This is a genomic window from Streptomyces sp. NPDC058373 (genome assembly GCF_042723275.1).
Lineage (GTDB): Bacteria > Actinomycetota > Actinomycetes > Streptomycetales > Streptomycetaceae > Streptomyces.
Window position 1 is genome coordinate 60,799 of the sequence record NZ_JBHXJE010000006.1, and the last position, 22,822, is coordinate 83,620.

At 74.8% G+C, this 22,822-nt stretch carries 17 protein-coding genes; 4 read left to right on the plus strand and 13 right to left on the minus strand.

What is annotated here, in order from left to right:
• Nucleotides 1–206 precede the first annotated feature (206 nt).
• The 4 genes from ACFWMZ_RS06135 to ACFWMZ_RS06150 all read right to left on the minus strand — a co-directional run bounded on the left by ACFWMZ_RS06135 (nucleotide 207) and on the right by ACFWMZ_RS06150 (nucleotide 4,133).
• On the minus strand, nucleotides 207–1,751 hold the full coding sequence (locus tag ACFWMZ_RS06135; protein ID WP_383178257.1) for a methyltransferase: 1,545 nt from the start codon (nucleotides 1,749–1,751) through the stop codon (nucleotides 207–209).
• 487 nt (nucleotides 1,752–2,238) lie between these two features.
• The gene (locus ACFWMZ_RS06140; RefSeq protein ID WP_383178254.1) at nucleotides 2,239–2,814 is read right to left on the minus strand and encodes a small secreted protein; all 576 of its coding nucleotides are present in this window, start codon (nucleotides 2,812–2,814) and stop codon (nucleotides 2,239–2,241) included.
• Between the two features lie 263 nt (nucleotides 2,815–3,077).
• On the minus strand, nucleotides 3,078–3,506 hold the full coding sequence (locus ACFWMZ_RS06145) for an ATP-binding protein (protein ID WP_383199746.1): 429 nt from the start codon (nucleotides 3,504–3,506) through the stop codon (nucleotides 3,078–3,080).
• A 285-nt stretch (nucleotides 3,507–3,791) separates the two neighbouring features.
• The gene (locus ACFWMZ_RS06150) at nucleotides 3,792–4,133 is read right to left on the minus strand and encodes an STAS domain-containing protein (RefSeq protein ID WP_003949660.1); all 342 of its coding nucleotides are present in this window, start codon (nucleotides 4,131–4,133) and stop codon (nucleotides 3,792–3,794) included.
• 162 nt (nucleotides 4,134–4,295) lie between these two features.
• Between ACFWMZ_RS06150 and ACFWMZ_RS06155 the strand changes: the two genes are divergently transcribed.
• Nucleotides 4,296–6,737: a DEAD/DEAH box helicase gene (locus ACFWMZ_RS06155; protein WP_383178246.1), complete on the plus strand. Its 2,442-nt coding sequence runs from the start codon at nucleotides 4,296–4,298 to the stop codon at nucleotides 6,735–6,737.
• Here ACFWMZ_RS06155 and ACFWMZ_RS06160 read toward each other — a convergent pair.
• The 7 genes from ACFWMZ_RS06160 to ssd all read right to left on the minus strand — a co-directional run bounded on the left by ACFWMZ_RS06160 (nucleotide 6,700) and on the right by ssd (nucleotide 12,969).
• Nucleotides 6,700–7,065: an Rv3654c family TadE-like protein gene (locus tag ACFWMZ_RS06160; protein ID WP_383178243.1), complete on the minus strand. Its 366-nt coding sequence runs from the start codon at nucleotides 7,063–7,065 to the stop codon at nucleotides 6,700–6,702. The genes ACFWMZ_RS06155 and ACFWMZ_RS06160 overlap by 38 nt on opposite strands.
• A 386-nt stretch (nucleotides 7,066–7,451) precedes the next feature.
• Complete coding sequence (locus tag ACFWMZ_RS06165) at nucleotides 7,452–7,868, minus strand: TadE family type IV pilus minor pilin (RefSeq protein ID WP_383178241.1); 417 nt, start codon at nucleotides 7,866–7,868, stop codon at nucleotides 7,452–7,454.
• A 121-nt stretch (nucleotides 7,869–7,989) separates the two neighbouring features.
• Nucleotides 7,990–8,127 carry a DUF4244 domain-containing protein gene (locus ACFWMZ_RS06170; RefSeq protein WP_383178238.1) on the minus strand — a complete coding sequence of 46 codons (138 nt, stop codon included), beginning with the start codon at nucleotides 8,125–8,127 and terminating at the stop codon, nucleotides 7,990–7,992.
• Nucleotides 8,128–8,817: 690 nt separating this feature from the next.
• The gene (locus ACFWMZ_RS06175; RefSeq protein ID WP_383199748.1) at nucleotides 8,818–9,261 is read right to left on the minus strand and encodes a type II secretion system F family protein; all 444 of its coding nucleotides are present in this window, start codon (nucleotides 9,259–9,261) and stop codon (nucleotides 8,818–8,820) included.
• A 392-nt stretch (nucleotides 9,262–9,653) separates the two neighbouring features.
• Complete coding sequence (locus ACFWMZ_RS06180; RefSeq protein ID WP_383178232.1) at nucleotides 9,654–10,511, minus strand: type II secretion system F family protein; 858 nt, start codon at nucleotides 10,509–10,511, stop codon at nucleotides 9,654–9,656.
• Entirely contained in the window at nucleotides 10,511–11,704 is a 1,194-nt protein-coding gene (locus ACFWMZ_RS06185) for a TadA family conjugal transfer-associated ATPase (RefSeq protein ID WP_383199750.1), read from the minus strand. The genes ACFWMZ_RS06180 and ACFWMZ_RS06185 overlap by 1 nt, the downstream gene beginning before the upstream one ends.
• On the minus strand, nucleotides 11,701–12,969 hold the full coding sequence (gene ssd / locus ACFWMZ_RS06190) for a septum site-determining protein Ssd (protein ID WP_383199809.1): 1,269 nt from the start codon (nucleotides 12,967–12,969) through the stop codon (nucleotides 11,701–11,703). Before ssd ends, ACFWMZ_RS06185 begins: the two co-directional genes overlap by 4 nt.
• 1,138 nt (nucleotides 12,970–14,107) lie before the next feature.
• On the opposite strand from ssd, the gene ACFWMZ_RS06195 reads away from it, so the two are divergent.
• Nucleotides 14,108–14,959 (plus strand): HAD family hydrolase, encoded by an 852-nt coding sequence (locus ACFWMZ_RS06195; RefSeq protein ID WP_383178226.1) that lies wholly within the window; start codon nucleotides 14,108–14,110, stop codon nucleotides 14,957–14,959.
• Nucleotides 14,960–15,295: 336 nt separating this feature from the next.
• On the opposite strand, the gene ACFWMZ_RS06200 is transcribed toward ACFWMZ_RS06195, so the two are convergent.
• Nucleotides 15,296–16,144: an oxidoreductase gene (locus tag ACFWMZ_RS06200; protein ID WP_383178223.1), complete on the minus strand. Its 849-nt coding sequence runs from the start codon at nucleotides 16,142–16,144 to the stop codon at nucleotides 15,296–15,298.
• A gap of 101 nt (nucleotides 16,145–16,245) precedes the next feature.
• On the opposite strand from ACFWMZ_RS06200, the gene ACFWMZ_RS06205 reads away from it, so the two are divergent.
• The gene (locus tag ACFWMZ_RS06205) at nucleotides 16,246–17,232 is read left to right on the plus strand and encodes an ATP-binding protein (protein WP_383178220.1); all 987 of its coding nucleotides are present in this window, start codon (nucleotides 16,246–16,248) and stop codon (nucleotides 17,230–17,232) included.
• A 116-nt stretch (nucleotides 17,233–17,348) separates the two neighbouring features.
• On the opposite strand, the gene ACFWMZ_RS06210 is transcribed toward ACFWMZ_RS06205, so the two are convergent.
• A complete protein-coding gene (locus tag ACFWMZ_RS06210; RefSeq protein ID WP_383199752.1) occupies nucleotides 17,349–18,623 on the minus strand; it encodes a hypothetical protein in 1,275 nt (424 codons plus the stop codon).
• 1,588 nt (nucleotides 18,624–20,211) lie between these two features.
• On the opposite strand from ACFWMZ_RS06210, the gene ACFWMZ_RS06215 reads away from it, so the two are divergent.
• A complete protein-coding gene (locus tag ACFWMZ_RS06215; protein WP_383181480.1) occupies nucleotides 20,212–22,656 on the plus strand; it encodes a SulP family inorganic anion transporter in 2,445 nt (814 codons plus the stop codon).
• The last annotated feature ends 166 nt before the right edge of the window (nucleotides 22,657–22,822 follow it).

Consider the following 22,822-nt stretch of genomic DNA (forward strand, 5'->3'; position numbering starts at 1 on the left):
GCGACCCGCCTCCGCGCCGCCCTGCCGCCCCGGCGCGCGGCACGCCCAGGACACCCCGGACGTACGACACCGGCGTACGGCATCCGGCGCAAGCGGCCCGGGACCGGCGGCGGGAGCGGCGACCGGACGGCGGGGCTCCCGGAGGTACGCGCGTCCGGGCAGGCCGGAGCGGACCGGCGGCCACACCCCGGGGCGCGGCCGTGCGGTTACGCGCCGGCCGCCGTCGCCTCGTCCACCGGCTCCAGGAAGCCCTGCTCCACGAGGAGCCGGATCTGAGCGGGCGTCTGGTCGCGGAGCAGCACCGGGTCCTCGCCGATGAGCTGGGCGATGGCGTCGAGGATCCGCCCGGCGCTCAGCGAGCCGTCGCAGACCCCGGCGAAACCCGCGCCGACGGTGTCGACCTGGGTGGCCCGGCGCATACCCCGGTGCTGACGGAGGACCACGTGCTCGGGGTCCTCGGCGCCGGGCAGGCCGATCTGCTCCTGGACCACCTCAGGCGCCAGGGTGAAGTGCCCGGCGAGCAGCGCAGCGTCGTCGTGCGTGCGCAGGTGGTCCTGGCGGGCGAAGTGGGCCCGGACCGTCTCACCGAGAGGCTGCTCGACGGGGTGCGGCCACTCCTCCACGACGATCGACGGCTCGGCCGCGTCACTGCGGCGGAGCGTGATCCAGCCGAAGCCGATCGCCGTGGTGTTCCGCGCCTCGAACTCGTCCAGCCACGCCTCGTACCGCGCCGCGTAGGTCTCCGGGTCGATGCGGTGGTCCCCGGCGTCCCGCAGCCACAACTCGGCGTACTGGGTGATGTCCTGCACCTCGCGCTGCACGATCCAGGCGTCGCAGCCCTGCGGCACCCAGGAGCGGAGTCGGTCACTCCACTCTTCGCCGTCGACGTGCTGCCAATTGGCCAGGAAGTGCGCGTACCCCCCTTCGTTGAGCCGTTCCCCCGCCTGCTGAACGAGCGTGCGGCACAGATCGTCCCCACTCATCCCGCCGTCCCGGTACGTGAGCCGGGCGCCCGGGGAGATGACGAAGGGCGGGTTGGAGACGATCAGGTCGTAGCGGCGCTCGCCGACCGGCTCGAAGAGGGAGCCTTCGAGTAGTTCCGCCTCGGGGGCGCCGGAGAGCGCGAGGGTCAGCGCGGTGAAGCGCAGGGCACGCGGGTTGAGGTCGGTCGCGGTGACCCGCGTGGCGTCCACGGCGGCGTGCAGGGCCTGGATGCCGGAGCCGGTGCCCAGGTCGAGGGCCTCCTGCACGGGGCCGCGCACGGTGAGCCCGGCCAGCGTCGTGGAGGCGCCGCCCACCCCGAGGACGACACCCTCGGCCGCGCTGCCGATCCCGCCCGCACCGCCGACGGCGCACCCGAGGTCCGAGGCGATGAACCAGTCCTGGCCGTCCGGCCCGCCGTACGGCCGTACGTCGATCACGGCGCGGATCTCCTCCTCCCCGGCCGTCTCGCGGCGCAGCCACCCACCGTCCACAGCGTCGGCGAGCAGCCCGCCGGGCAGCGCGGCCTCGGCGTCGGCAGGGGAGACGGCGCGCTGGAGAAGGAAGAGGCGGACCAGCGTGTCGAGCGGGGTGCCGCCCCGGGTGGCCCGCAGCGCGGGGACCGTCTCCGCGCGGGCGAGGGCGGCGTACGCGGGGGCGCCCAGCCGCTCCAGGAGGCCGTCGGCGGTGAAATCGGCGGCGAGGAAGGCGGTCCGCAGGCGCGGGGCCAGGTCGGAGCGGTCGGTCGGGGGCAGGCTGAGGGTACTCACCTGACCATTGTGTCGGCTGGGGGTGGCTTCGGCGGGCAAGGGTGCTCGGTGGGCTCCGCCCGGGGGTGCCGACCTGGGGCCGTGAGGTTCGGCTTCGGGGCTCCAGGTGCCGGTACGCGGTGGCCTCAAGCGCCGGCCGGGCTGGAGTTGGCCGAGGCGGCCGCGCCGAACGGGCTGGGCCCCGGCCCCCGGCGCCCGTACAAGATGGCCTCAAGCGCCGGCCGGGCTGAGGTTGGCCGGCGTGGGCCGCGCCAAATGGGCTGGGTTCGCGCCGATACAAGGTGGCCTCAAGCGCCGGCCAGGCTGGAGTTGGCCGAGGCGGCCGCGCCGAACGGGCTGGGCCCCGGCCCCCGGCGCCCGTACAAGATGGCCTCAAGCGCCGGCCGGGCTGGAGTTGGCCCGGCTGGAGTCGGGCGAGGTGGGCCCGGGCGGCGGCGCGGCTGGTGGCCCCGGAGGGCCGGCCGGCCGCCGCGTCGGTGACGTGGGGTCAGGCTCCTGAGGGTGACGGGACCGGGGGCGTGGTGGAGCTCTTGCAGGACTCCTGGTTCTTCATCGCCTCGCCGACCTCGCCGGACTGGAGCTTCTCCAGAGCCTCGTTGCCGCTCTTGCTGATCTTCGACAGCTCGCCGGCGATGTCCTTGAGGCCGTCCGCGAACTCACCCTGGTCGCCCGTGTCGAGATCGTCGATCTGCTTCTTCAGGTCGCCGTAGGCCGTGGAGATGCCGTTGAGTTCCTTCACGGCGTCGTTCTTCGTCTTCTCGCCGTCGTCGACCGGCGGGGCCCCGGCCTTGTTCACCGCGGAGCCGATCGCCTTGTAGGCGGCGGACATGTCCCCGAAGGCCTTCGAGTCGGTCTTCTGGACGTCCTCAGGACTGCTGTTGTCCGAGGTCTGCTCCTGGATCGCGGTGTTCGCGTCGGAGATCTTCTTGGCCTGCGGCTGCACGTCGTCGCAGACCTGCTTGGCCCACGCGTCGAGCTTCTCTTCCTTGTCGTCGCCGCATCCCGTCAGCGCCATCGCCAGTACCGCACCGCCGGACAGTGCGGCTGCGAGCTTCTTGTTCACCGGATTGGTCCCTTCCGTGGCTCTCGGCCCCGGAACTTACACCGCCCCTGGCTACCAACCCTCACGCGAGCGTCCGATACCTTCCCTTTTGAAGCCCTTTGGCCCAAGAGAGACAAGGCTCACGAACCCCGCACAACCCCTTAGGGAACCATCACGCCGCCAAACTCCGCCCGCATACCGGCGGTTGGCCGTACGCCTCGGACGCGACGCAGGTCAGTGGCGGTGCGAGCGGCTGCGGGGGCGTCAGCTTTCGGCCCGTCAGCTCAGACGGGGACGCCGGTCGGCCAGGACATCCGGATCAGCCCGCCGGACTCGCCGGTCTTCACCTGGACGTCGTCGACGAGGCCGCTGATGACGGCGAGACCCATCTCGTCCTCGCCCTCGGGGTCCTCGGTGACGGGGAGCCCCGCCGTACCGGCCTCGATGTCGGCGGGCGCCGCGTGCGGCGCCTCGTCCACGACCTCGATGGAGAACTGCTTCTCGTCCTCGATGAGCCGCACCTGCACCGGCTCGGCCACCTCGTGGAGCTGGTGCAGGCCCACGGCGCGGGTGCACGCCTCGCCCACGGCGAGCCTGACCTCGTCGAGGGCCGCGTCCGCCACCCCGGCGCGGCGCGCCATCGCGGCCCCGACCAGACGCGCGGTCCGCACATGCTCGGGCAGCGGGGTGAAACGAAGCTCAACGGTGGCCATGCGTCCCCCTCGGATGTACGGGAGTGCTCTCCGGGAGAACCGGATCACCGAAATCCGGCGACTCCCGCTGCTGTGGGCCCGAGCCTGCCACGTGCCGTACGCACGGCCTGCGGCGGGCACAGCGGACCGCGTCCGCGAGCAGCCACGACCGGGCAGGAACGTATGCGCACCGGACCGGAGCCCCGTACGCGACGCGCGGGCATCGGGCGAACGACGGGCGGTCGCGAAGCGGCCACCCGCCGACGACGGCGCGCACCGGGACGGACCCGGCGCGCGCTCCACGTCTCAGTCGGTGGCCGCGATGGCCTCGTCGACCGACTGGTGGATGGGGAAGACCTTGGTGAGCCCCGTGATCCGGAAGATCTTGAGGATGCGTTCCTGGTTGCAGACCAGGCGCAGGGAGCCCTCATGGGCCCGCACGCGCTTCAATCCGCCCACCAGCACACCGAGGCCGGTCGAGTCGAGGAAGTCGACGTTCTCCATGTCGACGACCAGATGGAAATTGCCGTCGTTCACCAGCTCGACCAGCTGCTCACGCAGCTTGGGCGCGGTGTACACATCGATTTCGCCACCGACCTCGACAACCGTACGATCATCGACGGTGTGGGTCGACAGGGACAGGTCCACGGATCCTCCAGCACCTTGCTATCGAGCGGTCATCCCTCGGGACACCTCGGCTTGATCCCCCGGGACGGTTCGCCAGCCGCGTGGGCATTCAATCACTTACCAGCAGGCGTGCACGACGCCTTCGCTCCATTGTCCGTCACGCCAGTGACAGACTCGGAGCCGATGACCGAGTTCTCCCGGCCGAGCCGTCCCGATGGGGGCGGAGCTCCCCGCCCCACGCCTCGCACGGTCCTGGACCGCCTGGTGGCCTCCCGACAGGGCAGTGGCCACGGCTTCGCCGCGCCTGCCGAAGGGGGCCACGAGGGCGGCGGACCGGCCGCGACGCCGGAATCCCGCATCACTCATACGGAGCACCTGCCCCCGCGAGCCGGACGTCATGCCGTCTGGCCGGACCGGATTCGGCCACACGTGATCGCGGCCGTCCAGAAGGCGGGTATCGCCGACCCGTGGGCCCACCAGGCGGCCGTCGCCGAGCACGCGCTCGACGGCCGGTCGGTGATCGTCGCCACCGGCACCGCCTCCGGCAAGTCCCTCGCCTATCTGGTCCCGGTCCTCTCCAGCCTGCTCGACGGCTCCGAGGCACCCAACGGCCGCGGCGCCACCACCCTCTACCTGTCGCCGACCAAGGCCCTCGCCGCCGACCAGCTCCGCGCCGTCAAGGAACTCTCGGCCCCGCTCGGCACGGCGGTCCGCCCCGCCGTCTACGACGGCGACACCCCGGTCGAGGAGCGCGAATGGATCCGCCAGTACGCCAACCTCGTCCTCACCAACCCCGACATGCTCCACCGGGGCATCCTGCCGTCGCACCCCCGCTGGTCCTCCTTCCTGCGCGCCCTGCGCTACGTCGTCATCGACGAGAGCCACACCTACCGGGGCGTCTTCGGCTCGCACGTCGCCCAGGTGATCCGCCGCCTGCGCCGGCTCTGCGCCCGTTACGGTTCCGATCCCGTCTTCCTGCTCGCCTCGGCCACCGCGGCCGAACCCGCGGTGGCGGCCGGACGGCTGACCGGGCTGCCGGTCAGCGCGGTGGACGACGACGCCTCGCCCCGCGGCGAACTGGTCTTCGCCCTGTGGGAGCCACCGCTGACCGATTACCACGGGGAGAACGGCGCACCGGTCCGCCGTACGGCGACCGCCGAGACCGCCGACCTCCTCACCGACCTCGCCGTCCAGTCGGTCCGCACGGTGGCCTTCGTCCGTTCCCGCCGGGGCGCCGAGCTGATCGCCGTCATCGCCCAGGAGCGCCTGGCCGAGGTCGACCGGGCCCTCGCCCGGCGGGTCGCGGCCTACCGCGGCGGCTACCTCCCCGAGGAGCGCCGCGCCCTCGAACGCGCCCTGCACTCCGGCGACCTCCTCGGCCTCGCCGCCACCACCGCCCTGGAGCTCGGCGTCGACGTCTCCGGCCTCGACGCGGTCCTGATCTGCGGCTACCCGGGGACGCGCGCCTCCTTGTGGCAGCAGGCCGGACGCGCGGGCCGTGCCGGGCAGGGCGCGCTGGCCGTCATGGTGGCCCGTGACGACCCGCTGGACACCTATCTCGTCCACCACCCCGAGGCGATCTTCGACCAGCCGGTGGAGTCCACCGTCCTCGACCCCGACAACCCGTACGTCCTGGCGCCCCACCTGTGCGCCGCCGCGGCCGAACTGCCGCTCACCGAGGAGGACATCACCCTCTTCGGCCCGGCCACCGGCGAACTGCTGCCGCAGCTGGAGGCGGCCAAGCTGCTGCGCCGCCGCGCCCACGGCTGGCACTGGACGCGCCGCGAGTCGGCCGCCGACCTCGCCGACATCCGGGGCGGCGGGGGCCGGCCCGTGCAGATCGTCGAGGCGGGCACCGGCCGGCTGCTGGGCACCGTGGACGCGGCCGCCGCCCACGGCTCCGTGCACACCGGCGCCGTCCACCTCCACCAGGGCCGCACCTACCTGGTGCGCGACCTGGACCTGGAGGACTCGGTGGCCCTCGTGGAACAGGCCACGCCGTCCTACTCGACCACCGCCCGCGACACCACCGCCATCTCCGTGCTGGAGACCGACGCCGAGATCCCCTGGGGCGACGGGCGGCTCTGCTACGGCTCCGTCGAGGTCACCAACCAGGTCGTCTCCTTCCTCCGCCGCCGCCTGATCACCGGCGAGGTCCTCGGCGAGACCAAGCTCGACCTGCCGCCGCGCACCCTGCGCACCCGGGCCGTGTGGTGGACGGTCACCGAGGACCAGCTCGACGCCGCCCGGGTCAACCCGGAGCAGCTCGGCGGGGCACTGCACGCCGCCGAACACGCCTCCATCGGCATGCTCCCGCTCTTCGCGACCTGCGACCGCCGCGACATCGGCGGCGTCTCGATACCGCTCCACCCGGACACCCTCCTTCCCACGGTCTTCGTGTACGACGGCCACCCCGGGGGCGCCGGCTTCGCCGAACGGGCCTTCCACACCGCCCGGGAGTGGCTGACCGCGACCCGGGAGGCCATCGCCGCCTGCGAGTGCGACGCGGGCTGCCCCTCCTGCATCCAGTCGCCCAAGTGCGGCAACGGCAACGAGCCGCTCCACAAGCGCGCCGCCCTCCGGCTGCTCACGGTGCTCCTCCAGGGGGCCCCGCCCGCGCCCTGACCCGTACCGCGAACGGCCCGGCCCCTGCCTGCGCCGTCACGTCCGACACCTCGCCGCGCAGCACGCACCGCACCACCTCGGCCCCCTGCGCGGCCGCCACCCGCCGAGCCTGGCCGCACGCCCCCTCCTCCCCCTCGCCCCAGTGATCGGCCGCGGCGAGGGCGGCGAGATCGGCGACGCCTCCGGCCTGGTGCCGTACGGCGACGGCATGTCCCATCGCCAGCAGCACGGCGAACACCACACAGAGCGCCGCCGACGCCACCGCCGCCCAGACCGTGGCGGCACCTCGGTCGGAGGGCTCGCCCGTACGCGGACCGGCCTCCCGCACACGGACGCGGTGCCGGAGCCCGCCTGCGTCTCCCCGGAGGCCGGTCTCGGCGGCACAGACCTTGGGCTGTGTGGCAAGGGCGCGCGCGTCGGCCGCACGGCTGCCTGGCTCGGGGGACCTGCTGCCTGGCCGGCCGGGCCCCGTTCGTGGCTCGGCGGGCATGCTGCCTAGCCGGTCGAGCTTGGCTCGTGGCTCGGCGAGCCCGCTATGCGGCTCGGTGGGCCGGGGCGCTGTCGCGGGGCGGGGCGTCGGGCCTCCCGGTGCAGGGGGTCGTCCCTCGGGCGGGGGCAGGGGCGGGGGCGGGGGCTCGGCGCGAGGGAGCTTCCCCTCCGGGCCTCGCGGCTCACGCGTAGGTCTGCCCGCCGTCCTGGGGCGAAGTGGATGCCTCATCCTTCGGCCCCCTCCCCGGTACCGTCGGCGGTTCCGCCCTCTCCTGGTGCGGCAGGGCTCCCCCCGCCGGACGCGGCTTCGGCCGGCCCGTCCGCGCCCACGGTCTCCTCCGCCAGGGCCAGCGCCCGGGCGTGCAGGCCGATGGTCAACGCGCCCAGGCCGGGCGTCCTGGCCCTCACCTCGACCTGGACCAGGTCGCCGGTGCGGCCGACGGTCACCTCCGCGCCCTCGGGTGCCGCCTGGAGGGCCGCGTCGACGACGGCGGCGGGCGCATCCTGCCGGGCCGCGGCGCGGGCACCGGCCCGCGCCGCGTCGACGCACTGGATGTGGGCGGCGACCGCCAACAGGGCCCAGACCAGCGCCAGCAGGAACACCACCAGCGTCGGCAGCACGACCGCCGCTTCGGCGGTCACCGCGCCCCGCTGCCCGTCCCTGCGCCGGCCGTCACCGCGATCCCGGTACCGGCTCACCGAGCGCGCCGCCGCCGCTCGGCTCCCCCGGGGCACGGGCCGGCACCCACGCCGCGCCACCCGGTCAGAAGGGCGCATCGAGTGCCTTCTCCACCGCCGCCTGCAAGGCGGACGCCACCGCGCCACCCGTGACGATCTTGTAGAGCACCCCGGCGAAGGCCACCGCCGCCAGCAACGCCATCGCGTACTCCGAGGTGGCCATCCCCGCGTCCCGCCGCACCCGAGCCGTTCGCGCCGCCCGGAGGCGCCGCCGGGCGCCCTTGCCCTCGCGAGCCCCGGGCCCACGAGCGTCCTGTCGACGGCGCCCGGGCCCACCGGCCGAGCGGGCGGACTTCTCCCGTGCCCCCAGCTCGGTGCCGTCTCCGGTCGGCAGCAGCACGAGCCGCGCCGCAGACGTCTCGCCCGGCCCCCGCGCGCCCGGCCCGGCCCCGGCCGCAGCCCTCCGCAAGGTTCGCTCCCGCGCCCGGACGCGGGCCAGAGCCCTGCCCGGTGCAGGCACCAACGCCCCTGACCTGACCTGCCCCATCGCCTCGACCACCTCATCGGCAGAGCCCTGCCCAGCCGACGGCGCGCCCTCAGCTCGCCGCTCCTCAGCCCCGTCGGGAACGCGCCCCTGACGGCGGGTCACGTCGATCCCGTCGACTCCCACCCCGTTCACAGCCGAACCCCTCATCCCAGAACCCCTCACGTCAGAACTCCTCACGCCAGCACGCCTCATGTCGGAAACCGCCTGTCTGCATCCCTCGGTCCCTTTGGACCGTCGAGCCCCTCGGGCAGGCAGCCATCAGCCCTGTCCGTCTCCGGCCGTGGCTTCCGGCCGCCCGTGGCCCACAGCCACACCCCCGGCAGCGGCGGACCTCGCGCCGCCCCGCCGATGCGAACGCCCACCGCTTCAGCCACCGCCCCTCAGCAACCCGCTCGCCAGCCCGATCACCACCGGAGCCACCCCGAGCGCGAGGAAGGCGGGAAGGAAGCAGAGGCCCACCGGTGCTGTCACCGCGACCGCCGCCCGCCGGGCGCGTTCGGTGGCCGCCCGGTTCCAGTCGGCCCGTGCCTCGGCAGCGAGCCGGGCCAGCGGTTCGGCGGCCGGTGTGCCGGAGGCCGCCGCGCGTTCCAGGCAGCGGGCCAGCGCCGACGCCCCCGGCACCTCGGCGACATGGCGCCAGGCCGCCTCCGGGTCGCCCCCGAGCCGCACGTCGGCCGCCGCCCGGGCGAGCCCGTCGCCCACCGGCCCGCCCACCGACGCCCCGACCGCCCGCGCCGCCTCCACGGGCCCGGCTCCCGCCGCGACACAGGCCGCGACCAGGTCGGCGGCGAGGGGAAGCCGAGCGTCCACCGCCGACGGAGCCGCTTTCCGCCGCCACGCCCGCCTCCTCGACGACCACCGCCCCCGGGCCGAAGGCCGCCCGGCGCGCCGGGCACCCCAGCGCCACGCCCACCATCCGGCCATCCCACCCGCGACCGCCTCCAGCGCACCGCCGCCCGCCAGCCAGCCGCCGGCCGCACCGGCGAACGCCCACACTCCGGGGGCCCGCCCCACGAGCCAGGCCCGCCCTCGCGACGAGCCTCCGCCAGCCACCGCGCCGTGCACCACACGCCATCGCGCCCGGGCCGAACGGCGAACCCTCACCGCCGCTCCCCACCCCGCCAGCAGCACCGCCGCCGCCGACACCCACACCGTCGCCCCCAGCCTGTGGACAACTTCGGCGCTGTGGAAAATCTCGGCGCTCATCGCCGCGCCCCCGCCCGGCGCACGATCCCCAGCGCCCACCACAGCCCGGCCGACTCCAGGGCGGAGCCGAGCAGGAGGCAGGCGAGCCCCGCCGGAGTGTGCAGCAGCACCCGCAGCGGGCCGGCGCCCATCGCCCAGCCCAGGACCAGGCCCAGCAGGGGCAGCGCCGCCAGCATCAGCACCGTCGACCGGGCACCTGCCAGCTGGGCCAGCAGGTCGGCCGCCTGGTCGCGCTCGGCCCGCAGCGCCGCCGCCAGCCGTTCGACACCGGCCGCCAGACCCGCGCCCCGATCGACCGCCACCTCCCAGCAGGCGGCCAGGCCGGACAGTCCCTCCGCGCCGGGCTCCCCCGCGGCCTCCCGCAGCGCACCCGCGACGTCCCCGCCGAACCGGGCGGCCGCCAGCACCCCGGCCTCGGCACCGCCGAGCCCCCGGGCCTCCCCGACCGCGTGCAGCAGGGCCGCCACCGGCTGCCGCCCCGAGCGCACCTCCTGGGCCAAGGCCCCGCACAGCTCCCGTACCGCCTCGGCCCGCCGCTCACGGGCCTTCGCCGCGGCCCGCGCGGCCAGCCTCCGCCGTACCAGCGGCACGGCCACGCACCCGGTGGCCAGCGGCAGAACCGACCCGCCCGCTCCGGCCAGCACCGCCCCCGCCGCCAGGCAGGCCCACTCGGGCCGGGCCCGGGCCCGGCGCCGTAACGCCTCCGCCGTCCACCGGGTGTCCGTGCTCGCCGTACCGACGATCCGGGCGGCCCGGTTCCGCGCCCGGGCCCGCCCGTGCACCCGCCGCGCGGCCGCTTCCACGCCCCACGCCAGCCCCGTCACGGCCACCGCACTCACCACGCCCCCGCTCATCACTCCGCCTCCCCTGCTCGCCCGCTCGCCCCGTCGTGCCGTCCCAGCAACTCCCGCAGTCGCGGCCACCCCTTCTCCCCGGTGAACCCGTCCGCGCCCCAGCGCAGGGCCGGGACGGTCATCACCAGCCCGGCCGCGTCCCGGGCCAGCACATGGACCTCGGCCAGCCGCCGTCTGCCACCCCGGTCCCGTGCCAGGTGGAGCACGACCGACAGGGCGGACGCCACCTGGCTGTGCAGCGCGGCCCGGTCCAGTCCGGCCGCCGTCCCCAGCGCCTCCAGCCGGGCCGGGACGTCGGCGGCGGCGTTGGCGTGCACCGTCCCGGCGCCGCCCTGGTGGCCGGTGTTGAGGGCGGCGAGGAGGTGCAGCACCTCGGCGCCGCGGACCTCACCGACCACCAGCCGGTCCGGGCGCATCCGCAGCGCCTGGCGGACCAGGTCGTCCAGGGCCACGGATCCCCGGCCCTCCTGGTTGGCGGGCCGCGTCTCCAGCCGGACGACGTGCGGGTGGTCGGGCCGCAGCTCGGCCGAGTCCTCGGCGAGGACGATCCGCTCCGCCGGGCCGACCAGGCCGAGCAGGGCCGAGAGCAGCGTCGTCTTGCCGCTGCCGGTCCCACCGCTGATGAGGAAGGAGAGCCGCGCCTCGACCAGGGCCGCCAGCAGGCGGTCGCCGCCGGGCGGCAGCGTGCCCGCCGCGACCAGCTCGGCGAGGGTGAACGCCCTGGGGCGGACCACCCGCAGGGCGAGGCATGTGCAGCCGACGGCGATCGGAGGCAGGACGGCGTGCAGTCGCGTGCCGTCCGGCAGCCGCGCGTCCACCCACGGCCGGGCGTCGTCCAGCCGACGCCCCGCCACCGCGGCCAGCCGCCGGGCCAGTCCGCGCACCGCCTCCGCGTCGGGGAACCGCACCTCGCTCAGCTCCAGGCCGGCGCCCCGGTCGATCCACACCCGGTCGGGGGCGGAGACCAGGACATCGGTGACGTCCGGGTCGGCGAGGAGCGGTTCGAGCGGGCCGGCCCCGGCGATCTCCGATCGCAGCCGGGCCGCCGTCCGCAGCACCTCCGCCCCGCCCAGCATCCGGCCCTGCTCCCGCAGCGCCTGAGCCACCCGGGCCTCGGTGGGTTCCGCGCCCTGTTCGGCGAGGTGGCGCCGGACGGCGTCCAGCAGGCCCGCCTCCGCGACGATCGCGCTCATGCCGCGGCACCCCCTGAAGCCGGAGCCCACGCGTTGCCGAGCGCTGCCCGGAGCAGGTCACCGCGGCGCGGCGGCTCCTCCTCGGCACGCCCCTCCGCCCCACCCTCCGGTTCGGGTCCCGGAGTGGCGGCGCGCCCCCACAGCTCCCGGCAGAACCGCGCCAGCGGGCTCCGCGGCCCACTGCCCGGTGGCGTTCCGGTCTTCTCCGCTTCGACGGCGGCGGGGTCGTGCGGCAGCACCCCGGCGAGGGGAAGGCCGAGCAGCCCGGCCACCGAGTCCGGCGGCAACCCGTACCCGGACGTCCCGGGCCCGCCCGCGGGCCGCACGACGACCCGCAGGTCCCGCACCTCAGGGGTGAGTACCGCGGCCATGCGCCGGGCCGCGGCCACCGCACGCAGCTCGGCCGGGACGACCAGCAGGGCCAGATCGAGTTGGGCCAGCGCCTCGGCCACCTCGCCGCCGGCCCGGCGCGGCAGGTCCACGACGACCGTGCCGCCGCCCCGCCGGGCCGCGCCGAGCACCGCCCGTACCGCCTGGGGCGGGACGGCGGCCGTGTCGCTCCGGTCCCAGCTCAGCAGCCGGAGCCCGTACACCTCGGGCAGCGACTCCTCCAGCGCGCGGCGCGCCACCCTGCCCCGGGACTGGGCGAAGGCGGGCCAGCGCAGTCCCTCGGCCTGTTCGCCGCCGAGCAGGACGTCGAGTCCGCCGCCGAGCGGATCGGCGTCGACCAGGACCGTGCGGCTGCCCCCGGCGGCCGAGGTCACGGCCAGCGCACAGGCGAGCGTCGACGCCCCCGCGCCGCCGCGCCCGCCGACGACGCCCACGGTGCGGGCGCTGCGCCCGGCTCCCTCGACCACGTCGGCGATCCGGTCGACCAGCCACGCCTCGGCGTCGGGCAGCCGCAGCACGTGCTCGGCCCCGACCCGGACGGCCCACTGCCAGACGGCCGGGTCGTCCTGGTCCCGGCCGACGAGCAGGACGCCCTGCCGGCGCGGAACCGCGCCCACCCGCGCCGCGGCGTCGTCGCCGATCAGCACCAGCGGCGCGGCCTCCCATTCCCCGTGCCGCTCCGGCAGCGTCGGGAGGACGAGCGGCCGGGCCCCGGCGGCGGCACAGAGCCGCAGCAGGTCGTCCAGGAGCCCGGGGTCCTCGGTCACGACGAGCGGCCCCGCCGTCCTCCCCGGGCCTCCTCCGGACCGGCCGTCGCCCCCTCCCCCACCAAGACCGGACGATCCGCCTCCGCCACCAGGACGCCCCTGCCCCATTCCGGCGCCCCAGCCCGTGTCCACGCCCACGCCTACGTCCGCCCCCGCACCCATTTCCGCCCCCGCCTTGCGCCTCATGCCTTCGCCCTCTCCCCGCCGACCAGCCGTCACCACGCCGGTTCCTCCTCGTCCCGTGCCCACCGCCGACCGGCCCTGTCCTCACGAGCTCCGCGATCAGGCCCCGCCCGTCCACGGCCCACGCCCTCCCCGCTCCGGGCCCACCACCAGATCCCGCCAGCCTCCGGACCGGCGCAGCCAAGCCACCTCGCACCCACGCCTCGACTCCTCCCAGCCATCGCCATCCCTCCGCGTCCTCCCTCTCCGGCCCTCGGGCCGTCCGTCTCCACGCAGCGGGACGCGCGTCCATCGCGCAGCGCCCCGTCGGCCGCCGCCGGCCGTCCTCTCGCGGGCACGCCGAACCGGTGGTCCGCTTCCGGCCAGGGGGAAGATCCACCGACCCTCGGGCCTCGCCGGAAAGTCAGCGGAACCGTGGGCTCCCCGTGGCCGAAAGTCGATGCCACCGGCCGTCGTTCGCGGGGAACTCGACTGATTGCCGGCAGGAAGTCAGGGCGAAGTCGCGTGAACTCGCGCCCGAACTCCGGTCACGGCATTCACCTTGCAGAAGCCCGGGAAAAGATGTGGATCTTGGTCGAAAACCGTGGACTACTCGGAGGTTGTGAATAACTCCGTCACCCGGACGAGAACCGCCCGCCGGGAACTTCCGGAGAACTGCCGAAGAGGGGCGCCGAGCTCTCCATGAACATGACGGAAGAACTCCTTCACCGCCGGCACTCAGCCGGTAGAGGTGTGACGCGAGGAGACAAGAGCGACGAACGCGAGCATGTCGTCCGCGCACTGACGTCCTGACGGTGCGTAATCGAACGCCAGACAGGACGGGCATATGCCAAAGGCGCCTTGCGCGACTCGCGCAAGGCGCCTTCAGTAGGTCCGGACCCGCAAAACGTGCCCGGACATGCGACGACCCCCGCCGGGGGGGGAGAGCGGGGGTCGTCCCCACGGCCGACTCGGGGGGGGGGGAGGAGTCGGACCGGGGTAGCACGGTCGCGAACGATCCGTGACTTCCATGGTGTACCCGAGGGCCTTCTCAGGCAAACCCACGCGCCACACCTTACGCCGAATGGTGGGCGCCTATGCTCGACCCGTGGAAAACCGCTCCTTGCCCCGCACCGCAGCCTTCTTCGACCTGGACAAGACGGTCATTGCGAAGTCGAGCACACTCACCTTCAGCAAGTCCTTCTACCAAGGCGGCCTCATCAACCGCCGCGCCGTACTGCGCACCGCGTACGCACAGTTCGTGTTCCTCGCGGGAGGCGCCGACCACGATCAGATGGAGCGCATGCGCGCCTATCTGTCGGCCCTCTGCCGTGGCTGGAATGTGCGGCAGGTGAAGGAGATCGTCGCCGAGACGCTGCACGACCTGATCGACCCGATCATCTACGACGAGGCCGCCTCCCTGATCGAGGAGCACCATGCGGCCGGACGGGACGTGGTGATCGTCTCCACCTCGGGAGCCGAGGTGGTCGAGCCCATCGGCGAACTGCTCGGCGCCGACCGCGTGGTGGCCACCCGCATGGTGGTGGGCGAGGACGGCTGCTTCACCGGCGACGTGGAGTACTACGCGTACGGGCCCACCAAGGCGGAGGCCGTGCGTGAGCTGGCCGAGAGCGAGGGGTACGACCTGGCGCGCTGCTTCGCGTACAGCGATTCGGCCACCGATGTGCCGATGCTGGAGGCGGTCGGCCACCCGCACGCCGTCAATCCGGACCGGACGCTTCGGAAGGAGGCGGTGGCCCGCGAGTGGCCGATTCTCGACTTCCACCGGCCGGTCCGTCTCAAGCAGCGCATCCCCTCCCTCTCCCGCGCCCCGCGTCCTGCGCTGGTCGCCGCGGCCGCCGTCGGCGCGGCGGCGGTCACCGCGGGAGTGGTCTGGCTGACCGCCCGCTCCCGCCGGGGTTCGGCCGCCGCCTGAGCCCCCGGGCTGGGGCTGCCGAAAGAAGCGGCCGCCCGGGTTCCGCTCCGGCGGTCGAAGGAGTACAAAGAAACTAACGGCCCGCGAGACCAGGGACATCCGAGAGGATGACCTTTCACGCAGCAAGGCCCCACGGACCGCGCAGGACCGCCGAGTACCCACGCCACGCTGGGCCCGACGAATCGGGCAGGCCGTACTAGGTGACGGACAAGGACTCCGGCCTTGCGGCACATTCGCGAGGACGCTTGGTAACCCGACGGCCCTACGGAGCAGCGGTACGCGTACGCGTACCGCTGCTCCTTCGTTTCCCGTGCGTCCCGCCCGCCGGCCGGCCGCTCAGGCGGCACCGCGCTGGAGCGCCTCGCAGACCGCGGTGGACTCGCGGGCTCCCAGCTCCAGAGCCTTGCCGCAGTGGGTGATCCAGGCCGCCATCCCCTCCGGCGTACCGGAGACGTAGCCGTCGAGGGCGGCGACGTAGGCGGCCCGGCCCAGCTCGGCGTGGCCGACCTCGGCCGGGCAGATGGACTTGGGGTCGAGCCCGCTGCCGACCAGCACGATGCGCTCGGCGGCCCGCGCGATCAGGCCGTTGTACGAGGTGAAGGGGCGCAGCGCCAGCAGTTCGCCGTGGACGACGGCGGCGGTGACGAGGGCGGGGGCGGCGGAGCCGGCGAGGAGCATCGAGGTGAGCCCGTCGAGGCGGCCCGCGACCTCGTCGGCGTCGGGCTGCGCCAGCTCGATCAGCGGCTCGTCGGCGCGCTCGCCCGCCTTGCGGGGGCGGCCCACCGTGTCGTCGCTGTCGGCGGCGGCGACCAGGTGGAGGCGGGCCAGGACCCGCAGCGGCGACTGGCGCCAGATGGAGAGGAGCTGGCCCGCCTCGGCGGTCAGCCGCAGCGCCGCGCCGACGGTCCGGTCCTCGCCGAGGCTGAAGTCACTGCGGCGACGGAGCTCCTCCAGCGCCCAGTCGGCCCCCGCCAGGGCGGCGGAGGCGCGGGCTCCGCGCAGGGCCGCCTCGGAGGTGATCTCCGTGCTGCGGCGGCGCATGACGCGGTGGCCGTAGACGCGGTCGACGGCCTTGCGCACGGATTCCACGGCTTCGGGCACACCGGGCAGCTCGCCGAGCGCGACCAGGGGGTCGGCCGGTCCTGCGGCGGGCGTGGGCCCTGCGGACGCACGTGACGTACTCATGGGTACGACAGTACGCAACGGACACCGCCGCCCCACGATGGAGTGGTCTTCTTCACGCCGGTTCGCCACGGACCGCACGCGCCGCACTACGCTAGGTGAACATGAAGATCGGTTTCGTCGGGAAGGGCGGCAGTGGCAAGACCACGCTGTCCTCTCTGTTCATCCGCCACCTGGCCACCACCGGCGCACCCGTCGTCGCCGTGGACGCCGACATCAACCAACACCTCGGCCCCGCCCTCGGGCTGGACGACGCCGAGGCCGCCGCACTGCCCGCGATGGGCGGCCACCTGCCGCTCATCAAGGAGTACCTGCGCGGCGCCAACCCGCGGATCACCTCCGCGGAGACCATGATCAAGACCACCCCGCCGGGCCGGGGCTCCCGTCTGCTCCGGGTGGACGAGGAGAATCCGGTCTACGCGGCCTGCGCCCGGCCGGTGCGGCTCGACGGCGGCGAGGTCCGGCTGATGGCGACCGGCCCGTTCACCGAGTCGGACCTCGGGGTCGCCTGCTACCACTCGAAGGTCGGCGCGGTGGAGCTCTGCCTCAACCACTTGGTCGACGGCGCCGGCGAGTACGTGGTGGTGGACATGACGGCGGGGTCGGACTCGTTCGCCTCGGGCATGTTCACCCGCTTCGACATGACCTTCCTGGTGGCCGAGCCGACCCGCAAGGGCGTGTCGGTCTACCGCCAGTACCGGGAGTACGCGCGGGACTACGGCGTCGCCCTGTGCGTCGTCGGCAACAAGGTGCAGGGCCCGGACGACCTGGCGTTCCTGCGCGACGAGGTGGGCGACGACCTGCTGGTGACGGTGGGCCACTCGGACTGGGTCCGGGCGATGGAGAAGGGGCGCCCGCCGCACTTCGCCGCGCTGGAGGAGGAGAACAGGGCCGCGCTCGAGACCCTGCTGGCCACCGCCGACGCGGCGTACGGGCGGCGCGACTGGGAGCGCTACACCCGGCAGATGGTGCACTTCCACCGGAAGAACGCGGAGAGCTGGGGGAACGAGCGCACCGGCGCCGACCTCGCCGCGCAGATCGATCCCGAGTTCGTCCTCAGCGAGGAAGCCGTCCTCGCCCTGCCGGGCTGATCCGCCGCGCCCCGGCCGTGCACGGCCGCCCGCTCCCGTCGCGTACGGCCGTCGGCCCCCGGCCGTCCGCGACGGTCGGGGGCCGACGGCTACGCCTCGGGCGGGCGCGTCGCCCGTTACGCGTCTCCGGCCTGGTCCTTGCCGGAGCCGCCGGACTTGGCCGGCGCGGCGGGGGTCTTGACCGGGAACTTCTCCCAGCCCTCCTTCGGCGTCTTGCCCACCTTCAGGTCACGGAGCTTGTCGAGGACCTCGGGGTCCTGGGCGTCCAGCCAGTCGACGAGCTGGCGGAACGACACGCAGCGCGTCTCCGGCTTGGTGCAGACGTGCTCGATCGTCTCCTCGATGGCACGCATGTAGGTGCCGCCGTTCCAGGACTCGAAGTGGTTGCCGACGATCAGCGGCGCGCGGTTGCCCTCGTACGCGCGGTCGTACGCCTGGATGAGGCCGTCGCGGAGCTGGTCGCCCCAGGCGTCGTGCATGTCCGGGTCGCCCTGGGTGGTGGTCCCGGACTGGTTGACCATGAAGTTGTAGTCCATGGAAAGCGTCTCGAAATCGCGCCCCGGCAGAGGTACGAGCTGGAGCGGGATGTCCCACAGCCCCTTCTTCCTGCCGGGCCAGACCTGGTTGCCGATGCCGCTGGAGTCGTAGCGGAAGCCGAGGTCGGCGGCGGCGCTGACGAAGTTCTCCTGGCCTTCGAGGCAGGGGGTGCGGGCGCCGATCAGCTCCTTGTCGTAGTCGAAGGGGAGCGGTTCGGCGTCCTTGAGGCCGCTGTGCGACTTCCAGGTCTTGACGAAGCTCTTGGCCTGGGCGATCTCGCTCTTCCACTCACCGACGGACCACGTGCCGACGCCGCCGTCGGGCCCGCAGAAGTGGCCGTTGAAGTGGGTGCCGATCTCGTTGCCCTCCAGCCACGCGCCGCGGACCTCGCGGACGGTGTCGGCGATGCCCTCGCGGTCGTTGAAGCCGATGTCGGAGAGACCCGCGGCGTGCTGGGGCGCCTGGTACTTGTCCTTCAGCTCCTCCGGCAGCAGATAGACGCCGCTCAGGAAGTAGGTCATGGTCGCGTTGTTGGCCTTGCCGACCTTGCGGAAGTGGGAGAACAGCTTCTGGCTGTCCTCGCCGGCGCCGTCCCACGAGAACACGACGAACTGCGGCGGCTTCTGGCCCGGCTTCAGCCGCTGGGGTCGCGGCTGGAGCGGCTGAGCGCCGGTGTGGGCGGTGGAGCCGTCGCCGATGAGGCGGACGGCGTTGTCCGGGGCCGGGGCGGGGGACGCCTTGCCGCCGGGCGCCTGCCCGGCGCCGGTGCCGCGCTCCGTACCGCAGCCCGCCAGCCCCGCGGCGCAGACCGCTGCGGTGACGACGCCTGCGGTGATCCTCCTGGTGGCGGCCATCTCGGCACACCTCTTCCTTGGCTCGGGGTCTCCGGCTCGCCCGCACTCGTCCGGCCGCGCCGCCGGGGGGAGTTCCGTCCCCGGGACCGCCGGGACCTCCAGGCCCAGCCGCATGCGCCGTCAAGGTCGCACGGCATGGTTCCGGCCAAGCCATGACAAGGCCGCATATAAGCCCACTATTCGCTCGCGCGAGTGAACCGATGACCCATTTACGCCGTTTGCCCCACCTCGCTCTTTACTCTGCATTACGATCCGTTTACTGAGAGTTGAGAGAAGCAGGAGCCGGGCCCCGGCGTCGCCGCCCGCACCGCGACGCCCGCCCAGCGCCGAGGACCCCACCCGCCTCCGTCAACCACTGCCCTCCCGGGGCCGGCCGCACCCGACCCGGCCTCCGGGCACGGGCCCGACGGTCGGCGGGTGACGGTCCGCGGCACCCCGCCGTTCCGCGCCGCCCGGCCCGCACCCCGGGGGTCGCGGGACGGGACCGCCGCCCACGGGTGGGTGTGCGGTCACCATGCGGGCTCTCCGTCAGGCCGGGTCGCCGGACGGCAGCACCAGGGGTCACAGAGGTCGGCCCCGGCCCCCCACCCACGGGGCCGGAGCCTCAGCACCGGGGCGGCACCGCCGCACCCGGCACCACCACAGGACAGAGGCGTACGAGCGAGCGGCCCGAGGGGGCTCCGGGCCCGACCCCGGGCACCTCCCCGGCCGGGCCCGGCCACCGGCGGCGCACATCCGGCGACGGCGCGGCCCGGCAGCGGGCTCACAGGGCAGAAGGCGCGGCCCCCGCAGCGGGGCGGCCACAGCGGTAACCGCCCATGGCGGCAGGCAGACACGACAGCAGAGGCCCACCAGCGAGCGGCAGGGCGACGCGTGACGACACGACAGGAACGAGTGACATGAACGCAGGCGGTATCAGCGACCGATGAGCGACCAGTACGTAGCGGGGGCCGCCCCCTGTCGTCCCGGCGGTCCCCGCCCCGGCCGGGCCCATCCTCCCGACGCGGGGCGGGCGCGGGCGCGGGCCCCCGCTCAGGCGCCGCCCCGGGTCTCACGGCCGCCCGGCGCGCAAGCTCCGGCGCCCGGCACCGACGGCACCCCGGCCCCACTGCCCGCGAGGCCCCACGTCTCACGGCCGGAGCGGACCCGCCCCCCAGCCACCCCCTCCGACGGAGCCGGGGCTCGGCCTCGTGCCGTACGGCCGGGACGGACTCACCCGACAGGACCGGCAGGCCCACCCGGCGGCGCGGCAGCACCACCGGGCGGGCCGGACGGGCCGGACGCGACGCCGTGCGGTTCTGGACCACCGCCCCACCTCACCGGGACGGCGCCCGGCGCCCCGGGCTCACCACCCAGCGGCGCGGATGCGCCCGCAGGGAGCGCAGGCGCGCCCGCAAACGCCTCGGGCGCACCACCCGACGCCGCGGTTGCGCCCCCAGTCGCCGAGGGCGCACCACCCGGCACCGCGGGAACACCGCCCGCCCCTCACCCACCCCCAGCGGCGGCGCCCAGCGCCCCCGCGCGCCCCGGCACGAAATCCGTGCCGGACACGGCACATCCCCACGGAACAACCACGAAAGGACGGTCCATGACCGCCTCCACCTCCACCATCAACCCCCGCGACACGGCGGATCTCTCGCCGCCCTCCCGGGAGCAGGAGCCGCACGGGCCGCCGGGCGGCGGGCGGTTCCGTATCAGCGGTGCCGACCTCTCCGCCTCCATCGCGGTCTTCCTGATCTCTCTGCCGCTCTCCCTGGGGATCGCGCTGGCCACCGGCGCCCCGCTCCAGGCCGGGCTGGTCGCCGCCGCCTGCGGCGGGCTGGTCGCCGGGCGGCTCGGCGGCTCCCCTCTCCAGGTCAGCGGGCCCGCCGCCGGGCTCACCGTGGTCACCGCCGACCTGATCATCCAGTACGGCTGGCGGACCACCTGCGCCATCACCGTGCTCGCCGGGTTCGCCCAGATCGGCCTCGCCGCGCTGCGGGTCGCCCGGTCCGCGCTCGCCGTCAGCCCCGCCATCGTCCACGGGATGCTGGCAGGCATCGGCATCACCATCGCCGTCGCCCAGGTGCACATCGTGCTCGGCGGCACCCCTGACAGCTCGGTCGTCGACAACCTCCGGGCCCTGCCCGCCCAACTCGCCGCGGTGCGGCCCGAGGCCGTCCTGGTCAGCGCGCTCACCCTGGGCCTGCTGCTGACCTGGCCGCGGCTGCCGGGCCGGGGCGCGCGGCTCGCCAAGATCCTGCCCGCGCCCCTGGTCGCGGTCGCCGGAGCCACCGCCGCCGCCCAGCTCTCCGGGATGGCGCTGCCCCGGGTCGACCTGCCGTCGTGGAGCAGCCACGCGCTGGCCGGCTTCCCGACCGGACCGGTGACCGGCCTGATCACCGCAGTCATCGCCGTGACCCTGGTGACCAGCGTCCAGTCGCTGCTCGGCGCGGTCGCCGTGGACAAGCTGGTCAGCGCCCGGCCGGGCGACGACTCCCACATCCCCCGCTCCAACCTGGACCGCGAGCTGGTCGGCCAAGGCGCCGCCAACGTCGTCTCCGGCACCCTCGGCGGCCTGCCCGTCTCCGGCGTCGCCGTCCGCAGCTCGGCCAATGTCGCGGCCGGGGCGGTCAGCCGGGCCTCCACCATGCTGCACGGCCTGTGGGTGATCGTGGCGGCGCTGCTGCTCGTCCCCGTGCTGGACCTGATCCCGCTGGCGGCGCTCGCCTCGCTGGTGGCGGCGGTCGGCGTGCAGATGGTGAGCCTGAACCACATCCGGACCGTGACCCGGCACCGCGAGATCGCCGTCTACGTGGTGACGACGCTCGGCGTGGTCCTCTTCGGCGTCCTGGAGGGCGTCGCCCTCGGCATCGCCGTCGCCGTCGCCGTCGCGCTGCACCGGCTGACCCGGACCCGTATCACCCACCGCGAGTGGGACGGCGGCCACCACATCCGGGTGCGCGGCCAGTTGACCTTCCTCGCGGTGCCCCGGCTCAGCCGCGCCCTGCACCAGGTGGAGCGCGGCAGCCGGGTCGTCGTGGAGCTCGACGGCTCCTTCATGGACCACGCCGCCTACGAGGCGCTCCAGGACTGGCAGACCACCCACACCACCCAGGGCGGCGAGGTCGAGGTGACCGGCCGCGCGGGCACGCGGATCGCCGAACCCACCGCCACCGCCCACACCTGCTGCCGCCCGTGGACCCCGTGGCGCAACCACCACTGCGGCGACCATCCTGCGTCGCTCCTGCCCGGAGGCGACGCCCGGCCGGCCCCGGTCCGCGTCCACGAACTGGCCGACGGCCTCGGCGCCTTCCAGCGGGACACCGCACCCCACGTGCGGGGCGAGCTGGCGAGGCTGGCCCGCGAGGGGCAGCGACCCGCCCAGCTCTTCCTGACCTGCTCCGACTCCCGGCTGGTCACCAGCATGATCACCGCCAGCGGGCCCGGTGATCTCTTCACCGTCCGCAACGTCGGGAACCTGGTCCCGGTCCCGGGCACCGAGTCGGCGGACGACTCGGTGGCGGCGGCCATCGAGTACGCGGTCGACGTGCTGAAGGTCCGCTCGATCACCGTCTGCGGCCACTCCGGCTGCGGTGCGATGCAGGCCCTGCTCAACGCCCCGCCCCCCACCGGAGGCGAGGCCGTCACCCCGCTCGGCCGGTGGCTGCGGCACGGGTTGCCCAGCCTGGAGCGGCTGGGCGCCGAGGGCAGCTCCTGGGCCACGCTGAAGGGGCGGCCCCCCGCCGACGCCGTGGAGCGGCTCTGCCTGGTCAACGTCGTCCAGCAGCTGGAGCACCTGCGGGCGCACGAGGCGGTGGCCCGCCGGCTGGCCGAGGGCACGCTCCAGCTCCAGGGCATGTACTTCCACGTCGGGGAGGCGCAGGCCTATCTGCTCACCCCCGCACTGGACCTGTTCGACCGGGTGGTGGCGTCACCGGCGCCGGGTGCCTCGCACGGGGAACCCGCCGCCGACGCTCCCTCGTCCGGGGCAGCCGCCGCCGGGCCCGCGCCCGGGAGGATCACGGAGGAGGCGACCAGGGCCGCACGCTGAGCCGGTGGGCCGGGGCCGCCCGGGTGAACACGGGCGGCCCACCCGCTCCGCCGGAGCGTTTTCCCAGGGCGTCGCGGGTGAGCGGCCGGGGCCGGGGGTACGCGTCGGGCACCGTTCGGCAGGGCCGGGCGTCCCGGCCGGGCGGGCGTACCGCCCAGGTCAGGGG